This is a genomic window from Phreatobacter sp. GW821-FHT04C01 (assembly GCF_059420385.1).
The window spans coordinates 233,208-255,445 of record NZ_JBWKTP010000001.1 but is presented as its reverse complement, the minus strand read 5'-3'; the positions used below and the strand labels follow the sequence as shown (position 1 = coordinate 255,445).

Annotated in this window: 21 protein-coding genes; 10 read left to right on the top strand and 11 right to left on the bottom strand. The window is 65.9% G+C overall.

The annotated features are described in order from the left end of the window. Positions 1–18: 18 nt before the first annotated feature. The 7 genes from AC07WJ_RS01260 to hemE form a co-directional block, all read right to left on the bottom strand. Positions 19–831, bottom strand: a complete 813-nt coding sequence (locus AC07WJ_RS01260) for a ParA family protein (protein ID WP_494932714.1) — start codon at positions 829–831, stop codon at positions 19–21. Positions 832–857: 26 nt separating this feature from the next. Next, positions 858–1,517, bottom strand: coding sequence for a 16S rRNA (guanine(527)-N(7))-methyltransferase RsmG (gene rsmG, locus AC07WJ_RS01255; RefSeq protein WP_494932713.1), 660 nt, complete (start codon positions 1,515–1,517; stop codon positions 858–860). Between the two features lie 8 nt (positions 1,518–1,525). Next, on the bottom strand, positions 1,526–3,415 hold the full coding sequence (mnmG, locus tag AC07WJ_RS01250; RefSeq protein ID WP_494932712.1) for a tRNA uridine-5-carboxymethylaminomethyl(34) synthesis enzyme MnmG: 1,890 nt from the start codon (positions 3,413–3,415) through the stop codon (positions 1,526–1,528). Positions 3,416–3,565: 150 nt separating this feature from the next. Then, positions 3,566–4,897, bottom strand: coding sequence for a tRNA uridine-5-carboxymethylaminomethyl(34) synthesis GTPase MnmE (mnmE, locus tag AC07WJ_RS01245; protein WP_494932711.1), 1,332 nt, complete (start codon positions 4,895–4,897; stop codon positions 3,566–3,568). Positions 4,898–5,025: 128 nt separating this feature from the next. Continuing rightward, positions 5,026–6,291, bottom strand: coding sequence for a transcription termination factor Rho (gene rho, locus AC07WJ_RS01240; protein WP_494932710.1), 1,266 nt, complete (start codon positions 6,289–6,291; stop codon positions 5,026–5,028). A gap of 270 nt (positions 6,292–6,561) precedes the next feature. Beyond that, complete coding sequence (gene hemJ / locus AC07WJ_RS01235) at positions 6,562–7,092, bottom strand: protoporphyrinogen oxidase HemJ (RefSeq protein WP_494932709.1); 531 nt, start codon at positions 7,090–7,092, stop codon at positions 6,562–6,564. Beyond that, complete coding sequence (gene hemE / locus AC07WJ_RS01230; protein WP_494932708.1) at positions 7,092–8,123, bottom strand: uroporphyrinogen decarboxylase; 1,032 nt, start codon at positions 8,121–8,123, stop codon at positions 7,092–7,094. Before hemE ends, hemJ begins: the two co-directional genes overlap by 1 nt. 390 nt (positions 8,124–8,513) lie before the next feature. Here hemE and AC07WJ_RS01225 point away from each other — a divergent pair, with 390 nt between their 5' ends. The 6 genes from AC07WJ_RS01225 (at position 8,514) to AC07WJ_RS01200 (ending at position 12,812) form a co-directional block, all read left to right on the top strand. Further along, positions 8,514–9,365, top strand: a complete 852-nt coding sequence (locus AC07WJ_RS01225; protein ID WP_494932707.1) for a pyruvate, water dikinase regulatory protein — start codon at positions 8,514–8,516, stop codon at positions 9,363–9,365. Positions 9,366–9,367: 2 nt separating this feature from the next. Further along, positions 9,368–9,958, top strand: a complete 591-nt coding sequence (locus AC07WJ_RS01220) for a Maf family protein (protein WP_494932706.1) — start codon at positions 9,368–9,370, stop codon at positions 9,956–9,958. Continuing rightward, entirely contained in the window at positions 9,955–10,785 is an 831-nt protein-coding gene (locus AC07WJ_RS01215) for a shikimate dehydrogenase (protein ID WP_494932705.1), read from the top strand. The genes AC07WJ_RS01220 and AC07WJ_RS01215 overlap by 4 nt, the downstream gene beginning before the upstream one ends. Position 10,786: 1 nt before the next feature. After that, positions 10,787–11,383, top strand: coding sequence for a dephospho-CoA kinase (gene coaE / locus AC07WJ_RS01210; RefSeq protein WP_494932704.1), 597 nt, complete (start codon positions 10,787–10,789; stop codon positions 11,381–11,383). After that, positions 11,383–12,090: a DNA polymerase III subunit epsilon gene (gene dnaQ, locus AC07WJ_RS01205; RefSeq protein WP_494932703.1), complete on the top strand. Its 708-nt coding sequence runs from the start codon at positions 11,383–11,385 to the stop codon at positions 12,088–12,090. Before coaE ends, dnaQ begins: the two co-directional genes overlap by 1 nt. 101 nt (positions 12,091–12,191) lie before the next feature. Beyond that, on the top strand, positions 12,192–12,812 hold the full coding sequence (locus tag AC07WJ_RS01200) for a class I SAM-dependent methyltransferase (protein WP_494932702.1): 621 nt from the start codon (positions 12,192–12,194) through the stop codon (positions 12,810–12,812). Positions 12,813–13,107: 295 nt separating this feature from the next. On the opposite strand, the gene pdeM is transcribed toward AC07WJ_RS01200, so the two are convergent. Together pdeM and AC07WJ_RS01190 are read right to left on the bottom strand one after the other, a co-directional pair. Further along, the gene (gene pdeM, locus AC07WJ_RS01195; protein ID WP_494932701.1) at positions 13,108–13,815 is read right to left on the bottom strand and encodes a ligase-associated DNA damage response endonuclease PdeM; all 708 of its coding nucleotides are present in this window, start codon (positions 13,813–13,815) and stop codon (positions 13,108–13,110) included. A gap of 1 nt (position 13,816) precedes the next feature. Beyond that, entirely contained in the window at positions 13,817–16,345 is a 2,529-nt protein-coding gene (locus tag AC07WJ_RS01190) for a ligase-associated DNA damage response DEXH box helicase (protein WP_494932700.1), read from the bottom strand. 162 nt (positions 16,346–16,507) lie between these two features. Here AC07WJ_RS01190 and AC07WJ_RS01185 point away from each other — a divergent pair, with 162 nt between their 5' ends. After that, positions 16,508–16,882 (top strand): DUF423 domain-containing protein, encoded by a 375-nt coding sequence (locus tag AC07WJ_RS01185; RefSeq protein WP_494932699.1) that lies wholly within the window; start codon positions 16,508–16,510, stop codon positions 16,880–16,882. A 6-nt stretch (positions 16,883–16,888) separates the two neighbouring features. Here AC07WJ_RS01185 and AC07WJ_RS01180 read toward each other — a convergent pair whose 3' ends face one another. Next, positions 16,889–18,061, bottom strand: coding sequence for a citrate/2-methylcitrate synthase (locus AC07WJ_RS01180; protein WP_494932698.1), 1,173 nt, complete (start codon positions 18,059–18,061; stop codon positions 16,889–16,891). A gap of 86 nt (positions 18,062–18,147) precedes the next feature. Here AC07WJ_RS01180 and AC07WJ_RS01175 point away from each other — a divergent pair, with 86 nt between their 5' ends. The 3 genes from AC07WJ_RS01175 to AC07WJ_RS01165 all read left to right on the top strand — a co-directional run bounded on the left by AC07WJ_RS01175 (position 18,148) and on the right by AC07WJ_RS01165 (position 21,290). Next, the gene (locus AC07WJ_RS01175; protein ID WP_494932697.1) at positions 18,148–19,233 is read left to right on the top strand and encodes a citrate synthase/methylcitrate synthase; all 1,086 of its coding nucleotides are present in this window, start codon (positions 18,148–18,150) and stop codon (positions 19,231–19,233) included. A gap of 136 nt (positions 19,234–19,369) precedes the next feature. Next, on the top strand, positions 19,370–20,608 hold the full coding sequence (locus AC07WJ_RS01170; protein ID WP_494933804.1) for an MFS transporter: 1,239 nt from the start codon (positions 19,370–19,372) through the stop codon (positions 20,606–20,608). A gap of 88 nt (positions 20,609–20,696) precedes the next feature. Then, positions 20,697–21,290: a hypothetical protein gene (locus AC07WJ_RS01165; RefSeq protein WP_494932696.1), complete on the top strand. Its 594-nt coding sequence runs from the start codon at positions 20,697–20,699 to the stop codon at positions 21,288–21,290. Here AC07WJ_RS01165 and AC07WJ_RS01160 read toward each other — a convergent pair. Further along, on the bottom strand, positions 21,253–22,224 hold the full coding sequence (locus AC07WJ_RS01160) for a type II secretion system F family protein (protein WP_494932695.1): 972 nt from the start codon (positions 22,222–22,224) through the stop codon (positions 21,253–21,255). The two genes, AC07WJ_RS01165 and AC07WJ_RS01160, sit on opposite strands and share 38 nt — an antisense overlap. Between the last annotated feature and the right edge of the window lie 14 nt (positions 22,225–22,238).

Sequence of the window (22,238 nt, the reverse complement as noted above, 5' to 3'; positions counted from 1 at the left end):
GTCCGAATCGATCTCGGATCAGGCCGCGCGCAAATGCTTTTCGCGCTGGATGATCTCGGAGGCGAGCCTGAGATAGGCTTGGCTTCCGACGCATTTCAAATCGTAGAGCAGCACCGGCTTGCCATAGCTCGGCGCTTCCGACACCCGCACATTGCGCGGGATGATCGTCTGGTAAACCTTGTCGCCCATGAACTGGCGGACATCGTCGACCACCTGGGCCGACAGGTTGTTGCGCGCATCATACATGGTCAGCACGATGCCATGGATGGTCAGCCCGGGATTGAACATGGTCTTGACCTGTTCAACCGTCTTGATCAGCTGCGACAAACCCTCGAGCGCGAAAAACTCGCATTGCAGCGGCACCAGGATGGCATTGGCTGCCGACATGGCGTTGATGGTCAGCAGATTCAGCGACGGCGGGCAGTCGATCAGCACATAGGAATATTCGTTGCCGAGGCTCTGGATCGCATGCCGGAGCCGGTAGGCGCGGTCCTTCTCCCTGGAAATCTCCAGCTCGACGCCGGACAGGTCCATGGTCGACGGCGCGATCGAAAGCCTGGGCACCGAGGTTTCCTGCGCGGCCTGCAGCAAGGTCAGTTCGCCGACCAGCACATGATAGGTCGAGCGGTTGCGTGCACGCCGGTCGATGCCGAGACCGGTGGAGGCATTGCCCTGCGGATCGAGATCGACGATCAGGACTCGCTCGCCAATGGCGGCAAGCGCCGTGCCCAGATTGATCGCGGTGGTCGTCTTGCCCACCCCGCCCTTCTGATTGGCAAGCGCGAGGACCCTGGGGCCGGTCAACGGAAGAGACGAAGAAAGCGTCGCCATGACGAACCGTCCGACGTTGGATGTGGTCAGGAAGAAACTGGAGCCGCGCTTCGGAGCGTGACGATACGCGCCTGAGGATCCGTCGCGCTGGGCGTCAATACCGGATCGAGTTTCCAATATTTAGCGGCTTCCGTCAATTCGCGCGCTACATCTTGTCCCTTGAGGAAGAGTCCAATTGCTCCAGTTTTCAACAGGTCATGGCTCATGGCGACGAGCTGGCTGAGCGGTGCGAGCGCGCGGGCGGTGACGACGTCGACCGGACCCGACCAATCGGCGACCACATCCTCGACACGGGCCGCATGAATGGTGGCCGGAACGTTCATGATTCGCGCCGCCTCGCGCAGAAAGGCGGCCTTGCCCAGCTTGCTCTCGACGCAATGAATGCGGGCGCCCGGCTGTTCCGCGAGCACGGCCGCGATCACAAGCCCCGGCAATCCGGCACCGGATCCCAGATCGACCCAGATGCGGCCAGGCGGAACCAGTGACACCAATTGAAGACAGTCGGCGATGTGGCGTGTCCAGACCTGCGCCAGGGTGGCCGGCGCCACCAGGTTCTTGGTGGGGTTCCACCGGCGCAGCAGTTCGACATAGAGGACGAGCCGCTCCATCGTTTCACGTGAAACCGCGACACCAGCGGTCTGCGCGGCCCGCTCGGCCTCACCCATCTCTTGCTGCGCTGCCATCATTCAGTCCTTCACGCCGCGTCCAGCGCGCGTGCCCGGCGCGCCCATACCGCAATGAGCGTCAGCGCTGCCGGCGTCATGCCATCCATGCGGCTCGCCTGGCCCAGCGTTTTCGGCCGAACCAGCGCCAGCTTGGTTCGCACCTCATTCGACAGGCCCGGAATCGCTTCGACGTCCCAATCCTGCGGAAGCGCCAGTTCCTCGTCGCGGCGGTAAATTTCCGCTTCCGCCGCCTGCCGGTCCAGATAGACCGCATAACGCGCATCGGTTTCGACCTGCTCGCTCAGCCGTGGGTCGGCCGTCGACAGCTGTGGCCAGACCCTTGCGAGATCCGTCCAGCCGAGATCCGGGCGTGACAGCAGCTCGAAACCACTGCGCCTGATGCCATCATGGTTGAGTGCAATGCCATGTTTGGCAGCTTCATTCGGCGTCAGGCTCAAGCCCCGAACCTGCTCCCGCAGACCGTCGAGCTTGGCTTGTTTGGTCCGGAACCGAATCGATCGCTCGTGGCCGACACAGCCGATCGCCAGACCCTTGCCCGTCAGGCGCTGATCGGCATTGTCGGCGCGCAACGTCAGCCGGAACTCCGCTCGTGACGTGAACATGCGGTAGGGCTCGCTGACGCCCCGCGTGGTCAGATCGTCGATCATCACCCCCAGATAGGATTCCTCCCGCCCGAAGGTAATGCCGTCGCCGCCACCAGCAGACCGCGCCGCGTTGAGGCCCGCCACCAATCCCTGGCCGGCCGCCTCCTCATAACCCGTGGTGCCGTTGATCTGTCCGGCCAGGAACAGACCGCGAAGGCGCCTCGCTTCAAGCGTCGGATGAAGTTCGCGCGGGTCGACATGGTCATACTCGATCGCGTAACCGAACCGCTGAATCGCCACCCGCTCCAGACCTGGAATCGTCCGCAGGAAGGCCTCCTGCACATCTTCCGGAAGCGAGGTCGACAGACCGTTCGGATAGACCGTGTGATCGTTGAGCCCTTCCGGTTCCAGGAAAATCTGATGGCCGTCCCGATCGCCGAAGCGAACGACCTTGTCCTCGATCGACGGGCAATAGCGTGGCCCAACGCCCTCGATCCGTCCGCCATACATGGCGGAACGCGCCAGGTTGTCACGAATCAGGCGGTGCGTCGCGTCGGTGGTTCGCGTGATGCCGCAAGCGATCTGCGGGTTGGTGATCCGGTCGGTCAAAGCTGAAAACGGTTCCGGGTCCGAATCGGCCTCCTGACTCTCCAGGCTTTGCCAGTCGATCGTCCGGCCGTCCAGGCGTGCCGGCGTCCCGGTCTTCAGCCGCCCGAGGGCAAAGCCATGATCGAGCAAGCTAGCCGCAAGACCCAGGCTCGGATCCTCGCCGGCGCGCCCGGCCGGGATCTGTTTCTGGCCAATATGGATCATGCCGCGCAGAAACGTTCCGGTGGTGATGACCAGTGCACCGCAAATCAACGACCGGCCATCGCCAAGCCGCAGGCCGGTAACCCGCCCTGCCTCGACATCGATGACACTGGCTTCGCCTTCGATCACCACCAATCCGGGTTGATTGCGAATGGCATCCTGCATGGCCGCCGCGTAGAGCGCGCGATCGGCTTGCGTGCGCGGCCCGCGAACGGCGGGTCCTTTCCGTCGGTTGAGGAGGCGAAACTGAATGCCGCCGGCATCCGCCACCCGACCCATCAGGCCATCCAGCGCATCCACCTCACGCACGAGGTGGCCCTTGCCCAGGCCGCCGATCGCCGGATTGCAGGACATGGCGCCGACCGTCTCAAAGCGATGGGTGACGAGGGCCGTACGGGCGCCCATGCGAGCCGCGGCCGCGGCGGCCTCGCAGCCGGCATGCCCGCCACCGATCACCACGACGTCAAATTCGGCTCGAAGATCTGCCATATCGCGCACGTCCATTGATCCTGTCGCCTTCCTATCTGGACCGGCATGGCGGGTCAAAAGAGAAAGGTTGTTCGAAGGCCGTCTCTGTCGAAAAAAGCGTCAACCCAAGTCGGATCGGGTCCGAATCGGATCGCGTCGTTTCACGTGAAACAGCTGCGAGGCATTTCATTTACCGATACAGAACGACGAGAAGACCACGTCGAGAACGGCCTCGACATCAACCCGGCCGGTCGCACGTCCCAACGCCGTCAAACCTGCGCGCAGGCTTTCGGCCACCAGCTCGGTCTCGCTCGCCCAATTGGCGATGCCCAGGCTCTCCGCCAAAGCGCGGTGAAGATCGCCAAAGACCATACGATGCCGTTCGCGCACCAGAACCGCCGGCTCACCGCCCGCGTGATCCCGGCCATACTGGGCCAGATCCGACAGGAGTTGGCGAATGCCAATGCCCTCCACCGCCGAAATGCGGTGCCGGAAAAACGAATCGGGCGGCATATCGGCACCGAATCGATCGACCTGCGTCTGGACATGCCAGATCTTGACCGCCTGGCCAGCGTCCCAATCGGGATCGATAACGGCTTCGGCTTCGGCCGATTGCAGAAACAGGACCAGATCCGACGAACGGATGCGCGAGCGCGCCCGCCTGATTCCCTCGAGCTCGATCGGATCGGCACCGCTGCGCAGGCCCGCCGTATCGGTCAGGACAAAGGCAACGCCATCGAGATCGAGGTGAACCTCCAAGGCGTCCCTGGTCGTTCCGGCAATGGGCGAAACGATCGCGACATCTCGGCCAGCCAGCGTATTCAGCAAGGTCGATTTGCCGGCATTCGGCGGCCCCGCGATTGCGATGCGGAGGCCATCGCGGATGCGCTCGCCGCGGTCACTATCGCTCAAAAGCTCCAGGACCTGCCGGTGCAGATCCTCCACCTGCCCGCGCGCGTCGGCCAAAGCAGAAGCGCCGACGTCGTCCTCATCCGGAAAATCGATCGTCGCCTCGACCAAAGCCAAGGCATTGACCAGCGCACTGCGCAGCTTCTCGCCGACGTCGGCGATCTTGCCGCCATATTGCGCATAGGCCTGCCGGCGCTGCGCCTCGGTCTCCGCGGCGATCAGATCCGCCAGGCCCTCCACAGCGGCCAGGTCGAGCTTGCCGTTTTCGAAGGCCCGGCGGGTAAACTCTCCTGGTTCCGCGGCGCGAACGCCGTCGACAGCCAGAACGGCACGCAAGACCGACGCAGTAACCGCCCGGCCGCCGTGAACCTGCAGCTCGGCCACGTCTTCGCCGGTAAAGCTATGCGGCGCCGGAAACCAGAGGACCAGGGCCGAATCGATCGGCTCGGCGTCGTGTGGGTGATGAAGCGTGCAATAGGTGGCAAAACGCGGCCGCGGCAGTCGGCCGGAAAGCTTGCGCAGGACGTCGCCGGCCGCAGGCCCGGAAATGCGCAGGACCGCGACGCCGGCCATACCGGGTGCGGTCGAAATTGCCGCGATTGTCTTCACCGGAAGTCATCTCCCGTGGCAATCGCCCACGGCGTTCATCGCCGTGGAGGTCGTTCCGTATACGAATCGATGGCTGTGGTGGACCGATCGGACTCGCGGAGGTTGTTACGCCGGCGAATCGAAAGGCGTTACGTGTTCATCGAATCGAAGAAGTCGCCATTGGTCTTGGTCTGGCGCAGCTTGTCGAGCAAGAACTCGATCGCGTCGACCGTGCCCATCGGATTGAGGATCCGGCGCAGCACATACATCTTCTTGAGGATGTCGGGTGCCACCAGTAGCTCTTCCTTACGGGTGCCGGAGCGAGTGATGTCGATCGAGGGGAAGGTGCGCTTGTCGGCGACCTTGCGGTCCAGGATGATTTCCGAGTTGCCGGTGCCCTTGAACTCTTCGAAGATCACTTCGTCCATGCGGCTGCCGGTGTCGATCAGCGCGGTGGCGATGATGGTCAGAGAGCCGCCCTCTTCGATATTGCGGGCGGCGCCGAAGAAGCGCTTCGGGCGCTGCAGCGCATTGGCGTCGACACCACCGGTCAGCACCTTGCCGGAAGACGGCACCACCGTGTTGTAGGCGCGGCCGAGACGGGTGATCGAATCGAGCAGGATGACGACGTCGCGGCCGTGCTCGACCAGGCGCTTGGCCTTTTCGATGACCATTTCCGCAACCTGGACGTGGCGGGTCGCCGGCTCGTCGAAGGTCGAGGAAATCACCTCGCCATTCACCGAGCGCTGCATGTCGGTGACTTCTTCCGGCCGTTCGTCGATCAGCAGAACGATCAGATAGCATTCCGGGTGGTTGCGGGTGATCGACTGGGCGATGTTCTGCAGCAGCACGGTCTTACCCGTCCGCGGCGGTGCGACGATCAGTGCGCGCTGGCCTTTGCCGATCGGCACGACCACGTCCATGACGCGGGCCGAGAAGTCCTTTTTGGTCAGGTCTTCGTTTTCGAGCTTGATGCGCTGATTCTGATAGAGCGGCGTCAGGTTGTCGAAATTGACCTTATGGCGCGCCTTCTCCGGCTCCTCGAAATTGATGAGGTTGACCTTGAGCAGGGCGAAATAGCGCTCGCCTTCCTTAGGCGACCGGATCTGGCCTTCGATCGTGTCGCCGGTGCGCAGGCCGAAGCGGCGGATCTGCGAGGGCGAGACGTAGATATCGTCGGGGCCGGCGAGATAATTGGCGTCGGGCGAGCGCAGGAAACCGAAGCCGTCCTGCAGCACTTCGACGACGCCCTCGCCGATGATTTCGATGTCCTGCGCCGCCAGCTGCTTGAGGCAGGCGAACATCATCTCCTGCTTGCGGAGCGTCGAGGCGTTTTCGACCTGCAGCTCTTCTGCGAAAGCCAGGAGTTCGGTGGGTGATTTAGATTTGATGTCTTGGAGTTTGATCTGCTGCATCGGAACCGCAAAGGTGTGGGACGGCCGAGGGCGCGGAACAAAAATGAACCGGAACCGCACCGTAACAAGGGGGGAATGAAAGTCGCAGATCGCGAGGGAATGCGGGGCCGGGGAGGCCTCTATCCGGATCAAGGAGCGGCACGCGACGGTGCTACTGCAGATGACCCTGTCTGCGTTTGGGGAGGCGCATTTGGAATAAGCGCTGCGCCCGGCAATTGCAAGCCCCGCCGGGGCCGGTTCGCGGCGCGTCCCGATGACGCGGCGGCCGGCCTAGAACGGCTTGACGATGACCAGGATCACCACGGCGATCATGATCAGCGTCGGCACCTCGTTCATCAGCCGCCAGTGCCGGGCGCTCCTGGTGTTTCGATCCTCCGCGAAAGCCCGGGTCGCGCCGGCGAAATATCCGTGAACGCCAGACAGCAGGAAAACCAGGCCGATCTTGGCGTGCAGCCAGCCGCCATGAAAGCGGAAGCTGGTCCAGGCGAGCCAGAGACCGAGAGCCCAGGTCACGATCATCGCGGGATTGATGATATATTCGAGCAGCCTGGCTTCCATTGCCTTGAACGTCTCGGAGCTTTCCGAGCCCGGTGCCGCCGCGCAGTGATAAACGAACAGGCGCGGCAGATAGAGCATGCCGGCCATCCACGAGATCACCGCGATCACGTGAAACGCCTTGATCCAGAGCATGCCGCTCGCCGGCGCGAGCCAGCCGAGAGCCACGACCAGCGCCGCGGTGATGGCGAGCGCGGTCACCGCCCGCCTCGCCCGGTCGGCGCCGGACAGGCGCGGTCCCGCCATCACGACCTCCAGGCGCGGACGCGCGCGACCATTTGCTCGACATGGCCGATCGGCGTCGGCGGCAGGATGCCATGGCCGAGATTGAACACATATCGACCGCCGGCATAGTCGGTCAGGGCCTGGTCGACGGCACGGTCGAGAGCGGCCCCGCCGGCAAGCAGCGCCAGCGGGTCGATATTGCCCTGCACCGCCACGGTCGGCTGGATCTCACGCCGGACGAAATCGGCATCCGCCGTCCAGTCCAGCCCGACGGCATCGGCACCGCTGTGCTCGGCCGTCATTTTCAGCCGGAAGCCCGCGCCTTTCGGGAAGACGATAACCGGCACGCCAGGGACCGCCTGCCGGACGCCGGCGATGATGCGGGCGACCGGCTCGACGCACCAGCGGCGAAATTCCGGCGCCGGCAGGATCCCGGCCCAGGTATCGAAGATCTGCACGGCATCGACGCCCGCACGGATCTGCCCGACGAGATAAGCGATGGAAGCCTCGACCAGCCGATCCATCAGCAAACCGAAACCGTCCGGGTCCCGATAGGCAAACAGCCGCGCCGCGGCCTGATCCTCGCCGCCTCGACCGGCGATCATATAGGTCGCCACCGTCCAGGGCGCCCCGCAGAAGCCGAGAAAGGTCACCTCCTGGGGCAAGCTCGCCTTGACCCGCCGGACGGTCTCGTAGACCGGCTCCACCACGGCCGGATCGAGATCATCGGAGAGCCTCTTCAAACCCTCGCGGTCGCCGATCGGATCGAGCCTGGGGCCTTCTCCGGCTTCGAAAGTGACCTGTTGTCCGAGTGCGTGCGGCACGACCAGAATATCGGAGAACAGGATCGCTCCGTCGAAGCCGAATCGGCGGATCGGCTGCAAGGTGACCTCGGCCGCCCTGTCCGGGTTGAAGCAGAGGTTGAGGAACGATCCCGCCTCGGCCCTGACCGCGCGATATTCCGGCAGGTAGCGTCCGGCCTGACGCATCATCCAGATGGGAGGGCTCGGCTGCCGGTCGCCTTTCAGGACGGAGAGGAGGGACTTTGTCACCAGGGCGCCTGTCTTCCTTCATTCCCTTCAAGACTATTCTTAAAGAGAGTCTTTTATGATTCCTTGGCCTTGGATTAGGGGAAGCCAAAGTCGTCCACAAGCTATCCAAAGGCTGTTCAGCCATCGGCGATGGCCGGCGGGGCCGGCCCAAGCGATCGCTGCGGGGTCCTCAAGCCTCTGGCATCGCTGCGCTTTGCGCGGCCGCGCCGACGGGCTTTCACGGTCGGTCTCCCGGTCATCCCGGACCGGGTCGGATTCGATATCCCGTTTTGACAAGCTGGGGACGGCTGAGCGCTGTTTCACATGAAAAGTCTTGCCGTCTTCCGTTCGGCATGGCCTTGTCCGCAATCATCCACAGCCGCATACAACGCGGGTCCCCGGGCGAGGCTGATGACCCAGCGACACGAAAGCTACTTCCACCTGCACCTCGTCTCGGACGCGACCGGCGAAACGCTGATGACCGTCGGCCGGGCGGCAGCGGTGCAATACGCCACCGTTTCGGCGATCGAGCACGTCTATCCCCTGGTCCGCTCGCAAAAGCAGCTCGACCGGGTCATTTCCGAGATCGAAAACAACCCGGGCATCGTGCTCTACACCCTGGTCGATCGCGAATTGTCCGACCGGCTCGAGGGAAAATGCCGCGAATTCGGCTGCCCCTGCATGTCGGTCCTGGCGCCGGTGCTCGCCATGTTCCAGAACTACCTCGGCGCGGCCTCGACCCCGCGGGTCGGCGCCCAGCACGTGCTCAACGCCGAATATTTCCTGCGCATCGACGCTTTGAACTACACGATGATGCATGATGACGGCCAATTGCCGGAGAACTGGGAAGAGGCCGACGTGCTGCTGGTCGGCGTGTCCAGGACCTCGAAGACACCGACCTCGATCTATCTCGCCAACCGTGGCGTCAAGACGGCGAATATTCCGATGGTGCCGGGCATTCCCCTGCCCCCCAATATCGAGGCGCTGAAAAAGCCGCTCGTGGTCGGGCTGTTCGCCAGCCCGGAGCGGATCGTGCAGATCCGCGAGAACAGGATTCTCAGCCTGAACGCGACCCAGGACAAATCGAGCTATGTCGATCGTGTTGCGGTCGCCGAGGAGATCACCCTGTCGCGTCGGCTTTTCGCCGCCAAGAGCTGGCCGATGATCGATGTGACGCGACGCTCGATCGAAGAGACCGCCGCCGCCATCATCAATTATCTGAAGGATCACCGCCGCGCGCTGGCGGATCGGAGCGCCGACTGACCATGCTTGTCCTGGCTTCGAAATCGAAGGCGCGAGGTGCCATGCTGGCCGATGCCGGCATCACGGCGGAACTCGTGCCCGCCGATATCGACGAACGCGGGCTCGACGAAACCTGGAGCGCCGCCGGCCATGGACCGGCCGAGGTGGCCCGGCTCCTGGCGGAGGCCAAGGCCAAAGCGGTCAGCCTGTTGATGCCCGGGCGGGTGGTGATCGGTGCCGACCAGACCCTGGCGCTCGGCAATCAGCGTTATTCGAAACCGCAGACGGTCGCCGCGGCGCGGATCCAGCTCGCGTCGTTTCGCGGGCGAATCCACCATCTCCATTCGGGCGTGGCCCTGGCGCGCGATGGTGAACTGATCTTCGCGACCGTCGCTTCGGCCGCCATGCATGTGCGCCATTTCTCCGACGATTTCCTGGACGGCTACCTCGCCGCGATGGGCGACCAGGTCCTGAGCTCGGTCGGCTGCTATCACTATGAAGGCCTCGGCATTCAGCTGTTCGATCGCGTCGAGGGCAATTATTTCACCATCCTGGGCATGCCGCTCCTGCCGCTCCTGGCGGCGCTCAGGAAGCAAGGTCTCATCGCATCATGAAACGCGCCTGCATTGTCGGCTGGCCGGTCCGGCACAGCCGATCGCCGATGATTCACCGCTATTGGCTGGCTCAGCACGGCATTTCCGGCGACTACGTCCAGGAGGGCGTCGCGCCGGCCGATTTCGAACGATTCCTGCGCGGCCTGGCCGACCGCGGTTATGTCGGCTGCAACGTGACCTTACCCCACAAGGAAATGGCCTTTGCGCTGCTGGACGAGATCGAACCGGCGGCCGCGGCACTTGGCGCCGCCAATACGATCTGGCTCGACGGCGGCCGGCTGCACGGCACCAACAGCGATGTCGCGGGTTTCCTGGCAAGCCTGGACGCCGAACAGCCCGGCTGGGCCGGGGAAACGGATCATAGCCTGGTGCTCGGTGCCGGCGGCGCGGCGCGCGGCATCGTTCACGGCCTGCTGTCGCGCGGAGTGCCGAGGATTACGGTGGCGAATCGATCGCTGGGCAAGGCCGAGGCGATGGCCACCGCATTCGGCGCGCGGGTCCATGCCGCCGGCTTGGGCGAGATTGGATCGGCCCTGCCCTCGGTCGACCTCCTGATCAATACGACGGCGCTGGGCATGACCGGCCAGCCCCCGCTGGAGCTGAACCTCGACGGTCTCAAGGCGACCGCGATCGTCAGCGATATCGTCTACGTGCCGCTGGAAACCGATCTGATCGTCCAGGCCGCGGCGCGCGGCCATCGCACGGTCGGCGGCCTCGGCATGTTGCTCTACCAGGCGATACCCGGCTTCACCCGCTGGTTCGGTGTTGCGCCGGAAGTGACGCCTGCTCTCTATGATCTGATCGCCGCCGACGTCAGAGGATCCTGAAATGCTAGTGCTCGGACTGACCGGCTCGATCGGCATGGGCAAATCGACGACCTCGGGCTTCTTCCGCGCGGCGGGGATCCCCGTGCATGATGCCGACGCCGTCGTCCACCGGCTTTATCGCGGTGAAGCAGCCCCGCTGATCGAGGCGGCCTTTCCGGGCGTCGTCGTGGACGGCATCGTCGACCGGGCGAAGCTCGGCGCGGCGGTGCTCGGCAAGCCGGAGGCGTTGCGCCAGCTCGAGGCCATCGTCCATCCCCTGGTGCAGCAGGCCAAGCAGGGCTTTCTCGCCCGATGCCGGACCGACGGCCGCTCGCTGGTCGTGCTCGACATTCCCTTGCTGCTGGAAACCGAAGGCCAGGCCCAGGTCGATGCGGTGATCGTGACGTCGGCGCCGGCCGAGACCCAGCGCGCGCGCGTGCTCGCCCGCCCCGGGATGACGCCGGACAAGCTCGATGCCATCCTGGCCCGGCAGATGCCTGATGCCGAAAAGCGCCGGCGGGCCCATATGGTGATCGATACCGGGCTTGGCTTTGATGCGGCCCGCCGCCAGGTCGAGGCGATCATCCGGGCCTTTGCCGGCAGCCGTGGGAGAACCTGATGCGCGAGATCATTCTCGACACCGAAACCACCGGGCTCGACCCGCTGCGCGGCGACCGGCTGGTCGAGATCGGCGGCATCGAAATGGTCAATCAATATCCGACCGGCCGGACCTTCCACGTCTATATCAATCCAGAGCGCGACATGCCGGAAGAGGCGTTTCGCGTTCACGGCCTCTCCGCTGAGTTTCTGAAGGAAAAGCCTGTCTTCGCCGATGTCGTCGAGGAGTTCGTCGCCTTCGCCGAGGGTGCGCGGCTGGTCATCCACAATGCCTCCTTCGACATGGGCTTCATCAATGCCGAACTGAAGCGCACCGGCCGCGAAGCGATCAGCATGGACCGTGTGCTCGACACGCTGACCATGGCGCGCCGCAAATTTCCCGGCGCCGCCGCCAGTCTCGATGCGCTTTGCTCGCGTTTCGGCATCGACAATTCGAAGCGGACCAAGCACGGCGCGCTGCTCGACGCCGAATTGCTGGCCGAGGTCTATATCGAGCTCATCGGCGGCCGCCAGGGGTCGCTCGTGCTGGCTGATTCGCGCAGGGCGGCTACGCGTACGACCACGGCACACAATACGATCCGGCAAAGGGAACAGCCTCTCGCCCCCCGCCTGTCGGCGGATGCCGTGGCGCGACATGCCGCCTTTATTGCCGAAATGGGCGAAAAAGCGATCTGGTACGACACGTTGGCGAAGCCTGAACCAGGATGATCGGCATGGCGGAGCGGTTCTTGACCCTCCGGAGACATCTCGATACGAATGACCGAACCATGACAGGGTCCGCGACGGACCCTTTTTCGTCGGACCTTTCAATGGTCGATCGCACGCCCACGAGCAGGGCCGTCGTGCGCAACCGCTCGGAACAGCGGCACGATGACGAAGCTCGTTTTCTTCGAAACTGGCTCAAGAATCCGCTTCGGATGGGCGCAGTAACGCCGTCCGGCCCGGTTCTTGCGCGCCGGATGGCCGGTTATGTCGATCCGGCCGGCACCGGCCCGGTCATCGAGCTTGGCCCCGGCACGGGCCCGGTGACGGCTGCCCTGGTCGAACGCGGGGTCAATCCGGCCCGCCTGGTGCTGGTCGAATATTCCGCCGAGTTCTGCCGCTTGCTGCGGGAGCGCCTTCCGCAGGCGACCGTTGTCCATGGCGACGCCTATGCGCTCGGCCGGACCCTTGCCGGCAGGCTCACCGCGCCGGCCGACGCCGTCGTATCGGGCCTGCCGCTGGTCACCCGGCCCGAGCCCGTGCGGCTGAAACTGCTGAACGAGGCCTTCGGCCTGATGAAGGCCGCGGCACCGTTTATCCAGTTCACCTATGCCGTGGTGTCGCCGGTGCCGCTGAAGGGCGCCGATTTTGCCGCCGAGCCGTCGGACCGGGTCTGGCGCAATATTCCGCCGGCGCGCGTCTGGGTCTATCGGCGTGGCGGCTCGTGAATTGATTCACGTGAAACACTTCGGGATTTGACCCGGCTTGCCGGCCGGCGGGTCCGGCTGCACGGGGTGGTCTGATCGGTCGCGTTCAGCGCGAACAAGTCGTGGATGGCCGGGACAAGCCCGGCCAAGACGAGAATTGCTCTTGGAGCGACGGGTGCTGGATCGACCGAGCGCAGAACCCCCGCCGTGGCCCTGCGCACAATGAGGTCAACACATCGTCCTGCCCGGGCTTGTCCCTGATATCCACGAATTGTTTGGATCAAAATGAGCCGGCCATGATCACCGTGCCGCCGATCTAATCCGGCAAGCAATGGGCCTGCGGGAACGTGTAGATGCGCTCGTCGCCGAGCACGAAGGCCGAAAAGCTGCGCGGAAACAGGGCCTCGATCGCGGCATGCCGGACATTCAGGCCGCCGGTATAGGCACCGAAGGCCGGCATCACCAGGCGCGACCCGTCGCCGGCGAAGGCGCGTCGCCTGATGCCCCGCCCGCGTCCGCGCACCTTGGCGCAAGGGTGGAAATGACCGGCGATCTCGCCCGCCGCCGGCATGGCGCCCGGCTCATGAACAAAGGTGAGCCCGGCCTCTTCGATCCTCGCCGCGTGTTCGCCCGGCAAGATGCCGCTCAGCGCCTCGTCGTGATTGCCTTCGATCCAGATCCAGGCGAGACCGCGCTGCATGGCGCTCAGCGCCGCGCGATCGCTCTCGGCGATGCGTTCCAGCGCCCCGCCGTCGTGGAAACTGTCGCCGAGCGCGATCACCCGGCGCGGCCGGAACCGGGCGAGAGCCAGATCCAGCATGGCGAGCGTCGCCGCCGTGTCATAGGGCGGCAGCAGCACCCCGCGCGCCGCGAAGCTCGAGCCCTTCTCCAGATGCAGGTCGGAGACGACCAGCGTCTGCGTGTCGTCCCACCAGAGCGCGCCCGAACGGTCGGCAACGAAGGCCTGGCCGGCGACGCCGACAATGGTTTCCGTCGTCACCCGGGCCTGCGCGGCTGTCGTCATCTCATGCTCCGATGCCGGCTTCGGCCAGAATGCCGGCTTCCGCTTCGGCCAGGATCGCGTCGGCCGCCTCGCCATGCACTGGTTCGCGGCCGATCTCCAGCATGACCGGCACGGCCAGCGGCGAGATCCGGTCGAGACGCTTGTGCACGATTCGCCCCTTGATGCGCGAGAGCATCTGGCCGAGGCGGGCGATGTCGAGAAGCCCGGTCGCCGCGTCGGCGCGCGCCGCCCTGAGCAGGATATGGCCCGGCTCGTGCCGGCGCAGCACGTCATAGACGAGATCGGTCGACAAGGTGACCTGCCGGCCGGTCTTCTCCTTGCCCGGGTGGCGTCGCTCGATCAGGCCGGAAATCACCGCGCAGGCGCGGAACATCCGCTTCATCAGCTGGCTTTCGGCGAGCCAGGCTTCCAGGTCGTCGCCCAGCATGTCCTGGTCGAACAAAGCCGCCGTCGACAGCTTCCCGCGGTCGATCGCGGCGCCGAGGTCGACAAGGCCCCAGACCGAGAGCGAATAATCGGTGGCGACAAAACCCATCGGTTTCATGCCGGCCCGCTCGAGCCGGCGGGTCAGCAGCATTCCCAGGGTCTGGTGGGCGAGCCTGCCTTCGAAGGGATAGGCCACGAGATAATATTTGCCGCCGCGCGGAAAGGTTTCGATCAGCAATTCGTCCCTGGCGGGAATGACCGAGCTCCGGCGCTGCAGTTCCAGCCAGTCGGCCACCGGCCGTGGCAAGTCTTTCCACGATGCCCGGTCCGACAGCATGCGCCGGACGCCTTCGGCCAGGAAGGTCGAGAGCGGGAACTTGCCGCCGGAATAGGCCGGAATTTTCGGTTCGCGCGCCGCCGAACGCGATGCATAGACCTCGTCCTCGACCAGCGCGTCATATTGCAGGACCTCGCCGGCGAACAGGAAAGTGTCGCCCGGCACCAGGCCTTCGATGAAATATTCCTCGATTTCGCCGAGAACCCGGCCGCCCCGCGCGATCGGTCCGGCATAGCCGTGTTTCGGCTGACGCGCCGCCCGCACCAGCCGCACCTTCAGCATGGTCGATTCGACGATCGTGCCGATATTCATCCGGTACTGGGTGGCGACCTTGGGATGGGCGATCGACCAGAGGCCGTTCCGGTTGAGCCGGATCTTGGCGAAGCGCTCGTAGCTCTTGAGCGCGTAGCCGCCGGTCGCGACGAAGGCCAGGGCGTCGTCGAAATCGGCCTGGGCGAGATCGGCATAAGGCGCAGCCGTGCGGACTTCGTCATAAAGCGCCGCCGCCGCGAAAGGGCCGGCGCAGGCGGTGCCCAGAATATGCTGCGCCAGCACGTCGAAGGCGCCGGTCCTCAGCGGCGGCGTGTCCTGCGCGCCGTCGCGCACGGCCTCGAGTGCTGCCCGGCACTCCAGCACTTCGAAGCGGTTCGCCGGCACCAGCACGGCTTGCGAGGCCTCGTCGAGCCGGTGATTGGCCCGGCCGATCCGCTGCATCAGGCGGCTGGCGCCTTTGGGTGCGCCGACATTCAGCACCAGATCGACGTCGCCCCAGTCGACCCCCAGATCGAGCGAGGAGGTGCAGACCACCGCCTTCAGCCGGCCCGCCGCCATGGCGTCCTCGACACGCCGGCGCTGGGCGACGTCGAGCGAACCGTGATGGAGCGCAATGGCAAGGCCGTCGTCGTTGATCGCCCACAGCGACTGAAACACCAGTTCGGCCTGCGAACGCGTGTTGACGAAGATCAGCGTGGTGCGATGGGTCTTGATCGCCTCGTAGATCTCATTGATCGCATGTTTGGCCGAATGGCCGGACCAGGGCAGATGCGCGCGTGTCTCCAGCATCGTGACCTCGGCGCGCGCGCCGCCCTCCGCCACGACGATCTCGGCCGGCGGCCGGGCCTGATGCTGCGGCACCAGGAAGCGCGCGAGATCGCCGGGATCGGCGACGGTCGCCGACAGGCCGACCATCTGCAGATCGGGCGCGAGCGCGAACAGCCGGGCGAGGCCGAGCGACAGCAGGTCGCCGCGCTTGGAGGTCACCAGGGCATGAAGTTCGTCGAGCACGATACGTTTGAGGCCGCCGAACAGGAAGGGAGCGTCGGCGCTGGCGATCAGCAGCGCCAACTGCTCGGGCGTGGTCAGCAGGATCTGCGGCGGATCGGCGCGCTGGCGCAGCCGCTTGGCCGCCGGCGTGTCGCCGGTACGTGTTTCGATCCGCATCGCCAGGCCCATTTCGGCGACCGGCTTGTAGAGATTGCGGGCGACGTCGACGGCCAGCGCCTTCAAGGGCGAAATATAGAGGGTGTGCAGGCCGGCGCGCTCGCGCGGCTTGATCGCGCTCAGCTCGACAAGGCTCGGCAGGAAGCCGGCCAGCGTCTTGCCGGCGCCGGTCGGTGCCACCAGCAGCGCCGAGCGGCCGGTCCGGCCGAGCGCCAGCAGCTCCAGCTGATGCGCGCGCGGCGTCCAGCCGCGACTGGCGAACCAGCTGCCGAAACGCTCCGGCAGCACATTGGCGTCCTTCAGGGTCTCGGTCGAGCGCGCGGACATGGCCAAGAACTAAACGCGAACAGCGGCGAGGTCGAGAGGCGCGGCGCATGACCGTGTCGGCGAAACCCGCATGCGAGGATTGATTTGCCTCCGCCCGTGCCAGGTGCTCTGAGAACGAACGATCGCCGCGACCCAGCCCCCGTTACCCCGCCGGAGCCGTTCATGACCGCCATTCGCCTGATCACCTGTCTCGCCGGCCTGATCGGCGCCGGTGGCGTGGTGCTCGCCGCGCTTTCGACCCATGCCTATGCCGGCACCAGCCTGAATGTCGCGGCCAGCATGCTGTCGCTGCATGCGCCGGCCATTCTCGCCATTGCCATTGGCGGCCGGACCGGCGTGCTGAACGGTCGGATCGCCCAAATGGCCGCCTGGGGACTGATCGCCGGCATCCTGTTGTTCTCCGGCGACCTGGCCTGGCGTGCCTTTTTCGGCGTGGCGCTGTTTCCCATGGCGGCGCCATCCGGCGGCGTGCTGCTGATCGTCGGCTGGCTTGGCGCCGCACTGTCGGGACTGATTGGCTCGGCGAGCCGGAGCTGAAGCCGGTTAGCCGACGGGCTGCGGCCCGACATAGCGAGCCCGCGGCCGGATCAACGTGCCGTCCTGTTGCTGTTCCAGCGCATGGGCGATCCAGCCGACGGTGCGGCCGAGCGCGAACAGCGCGAAAGATGCGCCGGCGGCGAGCCGCAGCGCCCGGCTGGCCGAGACCAGGGCGAAATCGATGTTCGGATCGCGTTGCCCGATATCGTCCATCGCGGTGAGCAAGGCCTGGCGCACCGGGTCCTCGGGCAGAAGCGCCAGAAGCGCGCGGGCGCGGGGATCGCCGCCGGGATAAAGCGGATGGCCGAAGCCGGGCAGCCGGTCGCCGCGCCTCAGCCGCTCTTCGACGACGCGCACCGCATCGCCAACCCGCTCGGTTTCCTCGAACAGGATTTCGACCAGGCTGGTCGTGCCGCCATGGAGCGGCCCGGACAGCGCGCCGAGGCCGCCGAGCAGGCAAGCGGCGAGGGAAGCGCCGGTCGAGGCGATCACCCGGACGGCGAAGGCCGAAGCATTGGATTCGTGATCGGCCAGGAGCACCATGGCGGCCCGGATGATCTCGGCGCCCTCGGCGCCGAGATGCCAGGCGCGCGCCACCTGTTCGTGAATCGGCCGCGGGCTCGGGGCCGCGCCGGTGACGCCTGCCGCCATCAGCCGCAACAGCGTGGCGGCCTCGGGCCAGAGCCGCCTGACGTCGCGTTGCCAGATCATCCGCGTATAGACACCGCGCTCCGCCAGCAGGCCGAGGCAGCGGTCGATCGGCAAGGCCCCGGTCGGCACCAGTGGTCCGGCAAGATCGACCGGAGCCGCGAACGGGTCGTTCGTTTCGCATTGCCAGAGCAGACGGGCCGTGTCCTCGACGGACGCCTGCGCGGCAAGCTCGACCGCGTCCTGGCCGCGATAGAACAGGCGGTTGTCGTCGATCAGCGTGATGCGTGACGACAGCGCCGGCGGTCCCCAGTCGAGCGTCGCGCCGGCGATCTCTTCGGGCTTGCGGCCGCGCGCCTTGGTTTTCGCCAGCCGCTCGATATCGGCGGCCCGGTAGACGCTGCGCCTGGGATCGCCGGCATCGGCGCGGGCCTGAATCAGCCCGCGGCTGACATAGGCATAGAGGCTGGCGCGGGAAATCCCGAGCTGGGCGGCGGCGGTGTTGGCGTCGAGAAAGCGGTCGTGGGTCATGGGCTCGAATATTGATTATATGAATCAATATTGACGACATGAAATTCAAGCGCAAGGTGGCGACGGGAAAATGACGAGGTATTGCCATGTCTTCAGGTCTCGATGACGTCATCGCCGCTGAAACCGTTCTGAGCCATGTCGATGGCGCCGCCGGCCGCCTGATCGTGCGCGGCTTCGATCTGGACGAATTGGCTGGCCGGCGCAGCTTCGAAGCGGTCCTGGCGCTGCTCTGGGACGGTTTCGTGCCCGAATCGATGGATGAGGCGACGATCCGTAGCGCGCTCGGCCAGGCCCGCGTCGCGGCTTTCGAAACCGTGGGCGCGCTGATCGCGACGACGGACGGCCTTTCCGCCGTCGAGGCTCTCCGCCTTCTCCTGGCGGCCCTGCCGGACGCAGCTCCGACACCGCACCATATCTTGGCGGTGGCCGCCGTGCCCGTGTTCAGCGCCGCGATTGCCCGGCGCCGGCGCGGCCTGGCGCCGGTCGCGCCGGATGCCAAGCGCGGCCAGGCCGAGGATTTTCTCCGCATGATGCGTGGCGGCGCCGTGCCCGCCGCCCATGCCCGGGCTCTCGAGACCTATCTCGTCACGGTCGCCGATCACGGCCTGAACGCCTCGACCTTTGCCGCACGGGTGATCGGCTCGACGCGCGCCGGCCTTCTCTCGGCGGTGGTCGGGGCGCTCTGCGCGCTCAAGGGGCCGCTGCATGGCGGCGCGCCGGGCCCGGTCCTCGACATGCTGGACGCCATCGGCACGACGGACAATATCCGGCCGTGGATCGCCGCGGCGCTGGCCGATGGCGAGCGCCTGATGGGTTTCGGCCACCGCATCTACCGGGTGCGCGATCCGCGCGCCGACGTGCTGAAGGGCGTGGCGGCCGATCTCAGCCACGGCGACAACCGGATCGGCTTCGCCGAGGCCGTCGAGGCCGCCGCGCTGGCGCTGCTGCGCGAACACAAGAGCGGCCGCTCGCTCGACACCAATGTCGAGTTCTATACCGCGCTGGTGCTCGAAGCCCTCGACCTGCCGCGCGACAGCTTTACCAATGTCTTCGCGACCGGCCGTGTCGCCGGCTGGACCGCCCACGTGCTCGAGCAGGAACAGAGCGGCCGGATGATCCGCCCGCAATCGCGTTATACCGGGCCGATGCCGGGCCAGCGCCACGCGGCTTGAGCGGTCATCGGCTGGCCAGGCGCCGCCGAGCCCGCCCGGCGGTGCACGGCCGTTGCGCGGGACTGCCGCTGTTTTGTGCAGACGGAGAGTGTTAGCGTCCGCGCCCCTGTCATTGGACGGCAACACCGTGCTGCAAATCACATCGCCTGAGCCCAACCGGGCCGCGTCGTCGGCAATCGACGGCCCGGCTGCCTGGATTCGTCTTCTGGTGGCGCTGGCGCTCGGCACCATTGGCGGCGTCGGCATGTGGTCGGTCGTGGTGGTGCTGCCTGCCGTCCAGGCGGATTTCGGCATCGCGCGTGGCGAGGCCTCCCTGCCCTACACCTTCACCATGGTCGGCTTCGCCGTCGGCGGCGTGCTGATGGGCCGGCTGACCGACCGTTTCGGCATCATGTTCCCGGTCATGGGTGGTGGCCTGGTCATGGGCCTCGGTTATGTGATCGCCGGACTTGCGCCCAATGTCTGGATTTTCGCCGCCGCCCATGGGCTGCTGATCGGCATGCTGGGCGCGGCGGCGGTGTTCGGGCCGCTGATGGCGCATATCTCGCTGTGGTTCAACAAGCGCCGCGGCATCGCCGTCGCGCTTTGCGCCTGCGGCAACTATATCGCGGGCGCCGTCTGGCCGCAGATTGTTCGTTTCGCGCTCGAATCGGTCGGCTGGCGCATGACCCATATCGCCATCGGCATTTTTGTCGCGCTGACCATGGCGCCGCTCGCCTTGCTGCTGCGCCAGGCCCCGCCGGCGGAACCCGCGGCGTCGCTCGCCTCGCCCCAACACCGCAAGGCGGCGGGTCTCGGCGTCAGCCCGAACACGCTGATGTGGCTTCTCGCGGTGGCCGGCGTCGCTTGCTGCGTCGCCATGGCCATGCCCCAGGTCCATATCGTCGCCTATTGCGCGGATCTCGGCTATGGCGTGGCGCGTGGCGCGGAAATGCTGTCGCTGATGCTGGCCTTCGGCATCGTCAGCCGGGTTGCCTCCGGTTTCGTCGCCGACCGTATCGGCGGCCTCGCCACCTTGCTGCTCAGCGCGGTCCTGCAGGGCGCGGCCCTGCTGCTGTTCCTGACCTCCGACGGCCTGACCCCGCTCTATATCTTCTCGATCCTGTTCGGCCTGTTCCAGGGTGGCATCGTGCCGAGTTACGCCATTATCGTCAGGGAATATTTCCCGGCGGGCGAGGCCGGGGTGCGGGTCGGCGTGGTGCTGATGTCGACCTTGCTCGGCATGGCGCTGGGCGGCTGGATGTCGGGCGTCATCTTCGACCTGACGCAGTCCTACCAGGCGGCCTTCATCAACGGCATCCTGTGGAACCTGCTCAATGTCGCGATCGTCGGCTGGCTGCTGTTCCGGCGCGAACGGATCGCCAGGACCGCCTGACCGTCGATGGCCCGACCTTCGGCGCGCCGCCTCGACGGCGGCCCGCCGATATGGTCATCCTGGATCGTGTGGAAGCCGGGAGACAGGCATGAAGGGCATCACCCGGATCGGGATCGACGTCCCGCATATCGAACAGCTGTTCACCACGTTCGATCCCTCGCCGTTTCACGAGCACAATCTGAACCGGCCGATCGGGCAATATATCGTGTCCCAGGCCTGGGACGCGCCGCGCCGCGATCGTTTCGTCATCGAGCTCTCGGAGAACGGCCAGCCGGCCGATCCGGCGGCGACGATGAAGCTCGAAGAGGTGACCGACGTCCATTTCGGGCGGCTCGCCACCACGGAACATCAGAATCTGCGGCGGCTGCTGCGACGCGGCGTCATCTCGCTGATCATCGGGCTCTGCGTGCTGGCCGCCTGTACCGCGCTGGCCCAGCTGGTCGACGCCGCGCCGATCCGGGACGGCTGGCGCGAAGGCCTGCGCGACGGCCTTTCGGTGTTCGGCTGGGTCGCCAATTGGCGGCCGGCCGAGATCCTGTTCTACGACTGGTGGCCGGTGCGCCGGTCGCGCAACCTCTATCGCCGGCTGGCCGCGGCCGAGGTGGTGCCGGCCGGCGGGCCCCGGCTCAGGCCCGAACCATCGCTCAGTTCGACATCAGACGGATCGCGGCCGGTCCCATGATGACGACGAACAGGCAGGGCAGGAAGAACACGATCATCGGCACGGTCAGCTTCGGCGGCAGCGCGGCCGCCTTCTTTTCGGCTTCCGACATGCGCATGTCGCGGTTTTCCTGGGCCATGACGCGCAGCGTATTGGCCAGCGGCGTGCCGTAGCGCTCCGACTGGATCAGTGCCATGCAGACCGCCCGGACGCCGTCGAGGTCGGTTCGTTTGGCCAGATTCTCGTAAGCCAGCCGGCGATCCTGCAGGTAGCTCAATTCGGCCGTGGTCAGGGTCAGCTCCTCGGCCAGCGGCACGGATTGGGTGCCGATCTCGCCGCTGACCCGCTTGAACGCGACCTCGATCGACATGCCGCTTTCGACGCAGATCAGCATCAGGTCGAGCGCGTCGGGAAAAGCCCGGCGGATCGAGGTCTGGCGCCGCGTGATCTGGTTCTTCAGGAACAGCATCGGCAATTGCAGGCCGACATAAGCCGCGAACAGGGCGAGCAGCAGCCGCACGATGGTCGGCTGCCCCAGGTCGTTGAGCACGAAGACATAAAGGAGCGCGGCGAGGAAGGTGACGATCGGCACGACCAGGCGGAAGAACAGGAAGGCGACATAGGGACCCTGGCCGCGGTGGCCGGCCTGCATCAGCTTGTCGCGCGCCTCGTCCTGGGCAAGGTGCTTGGTCAGTTTCAGCGTATCGACGACCGACAGCATCCAGGCCTTCGGCGTCGGCCGCACATTGATCCGTTCGCCGCTGGCCAGCCGCGCCCGTTCACGCTCGCGCATCCGGTTGCGCTCGACCGAGACGGCCTTCATGCGCCGGCCGAGGTCGTCGCCGGCCAGCAATGGCATGGCGAAGGTCAGGACGGTTGCGCACACCGCGATCGCGATGAGCAGCTGGATCATGAAATCCCGGTCGTGAAGTTTCTCGATGAGGATGTTCAGCATCTCTGCTCATCCCC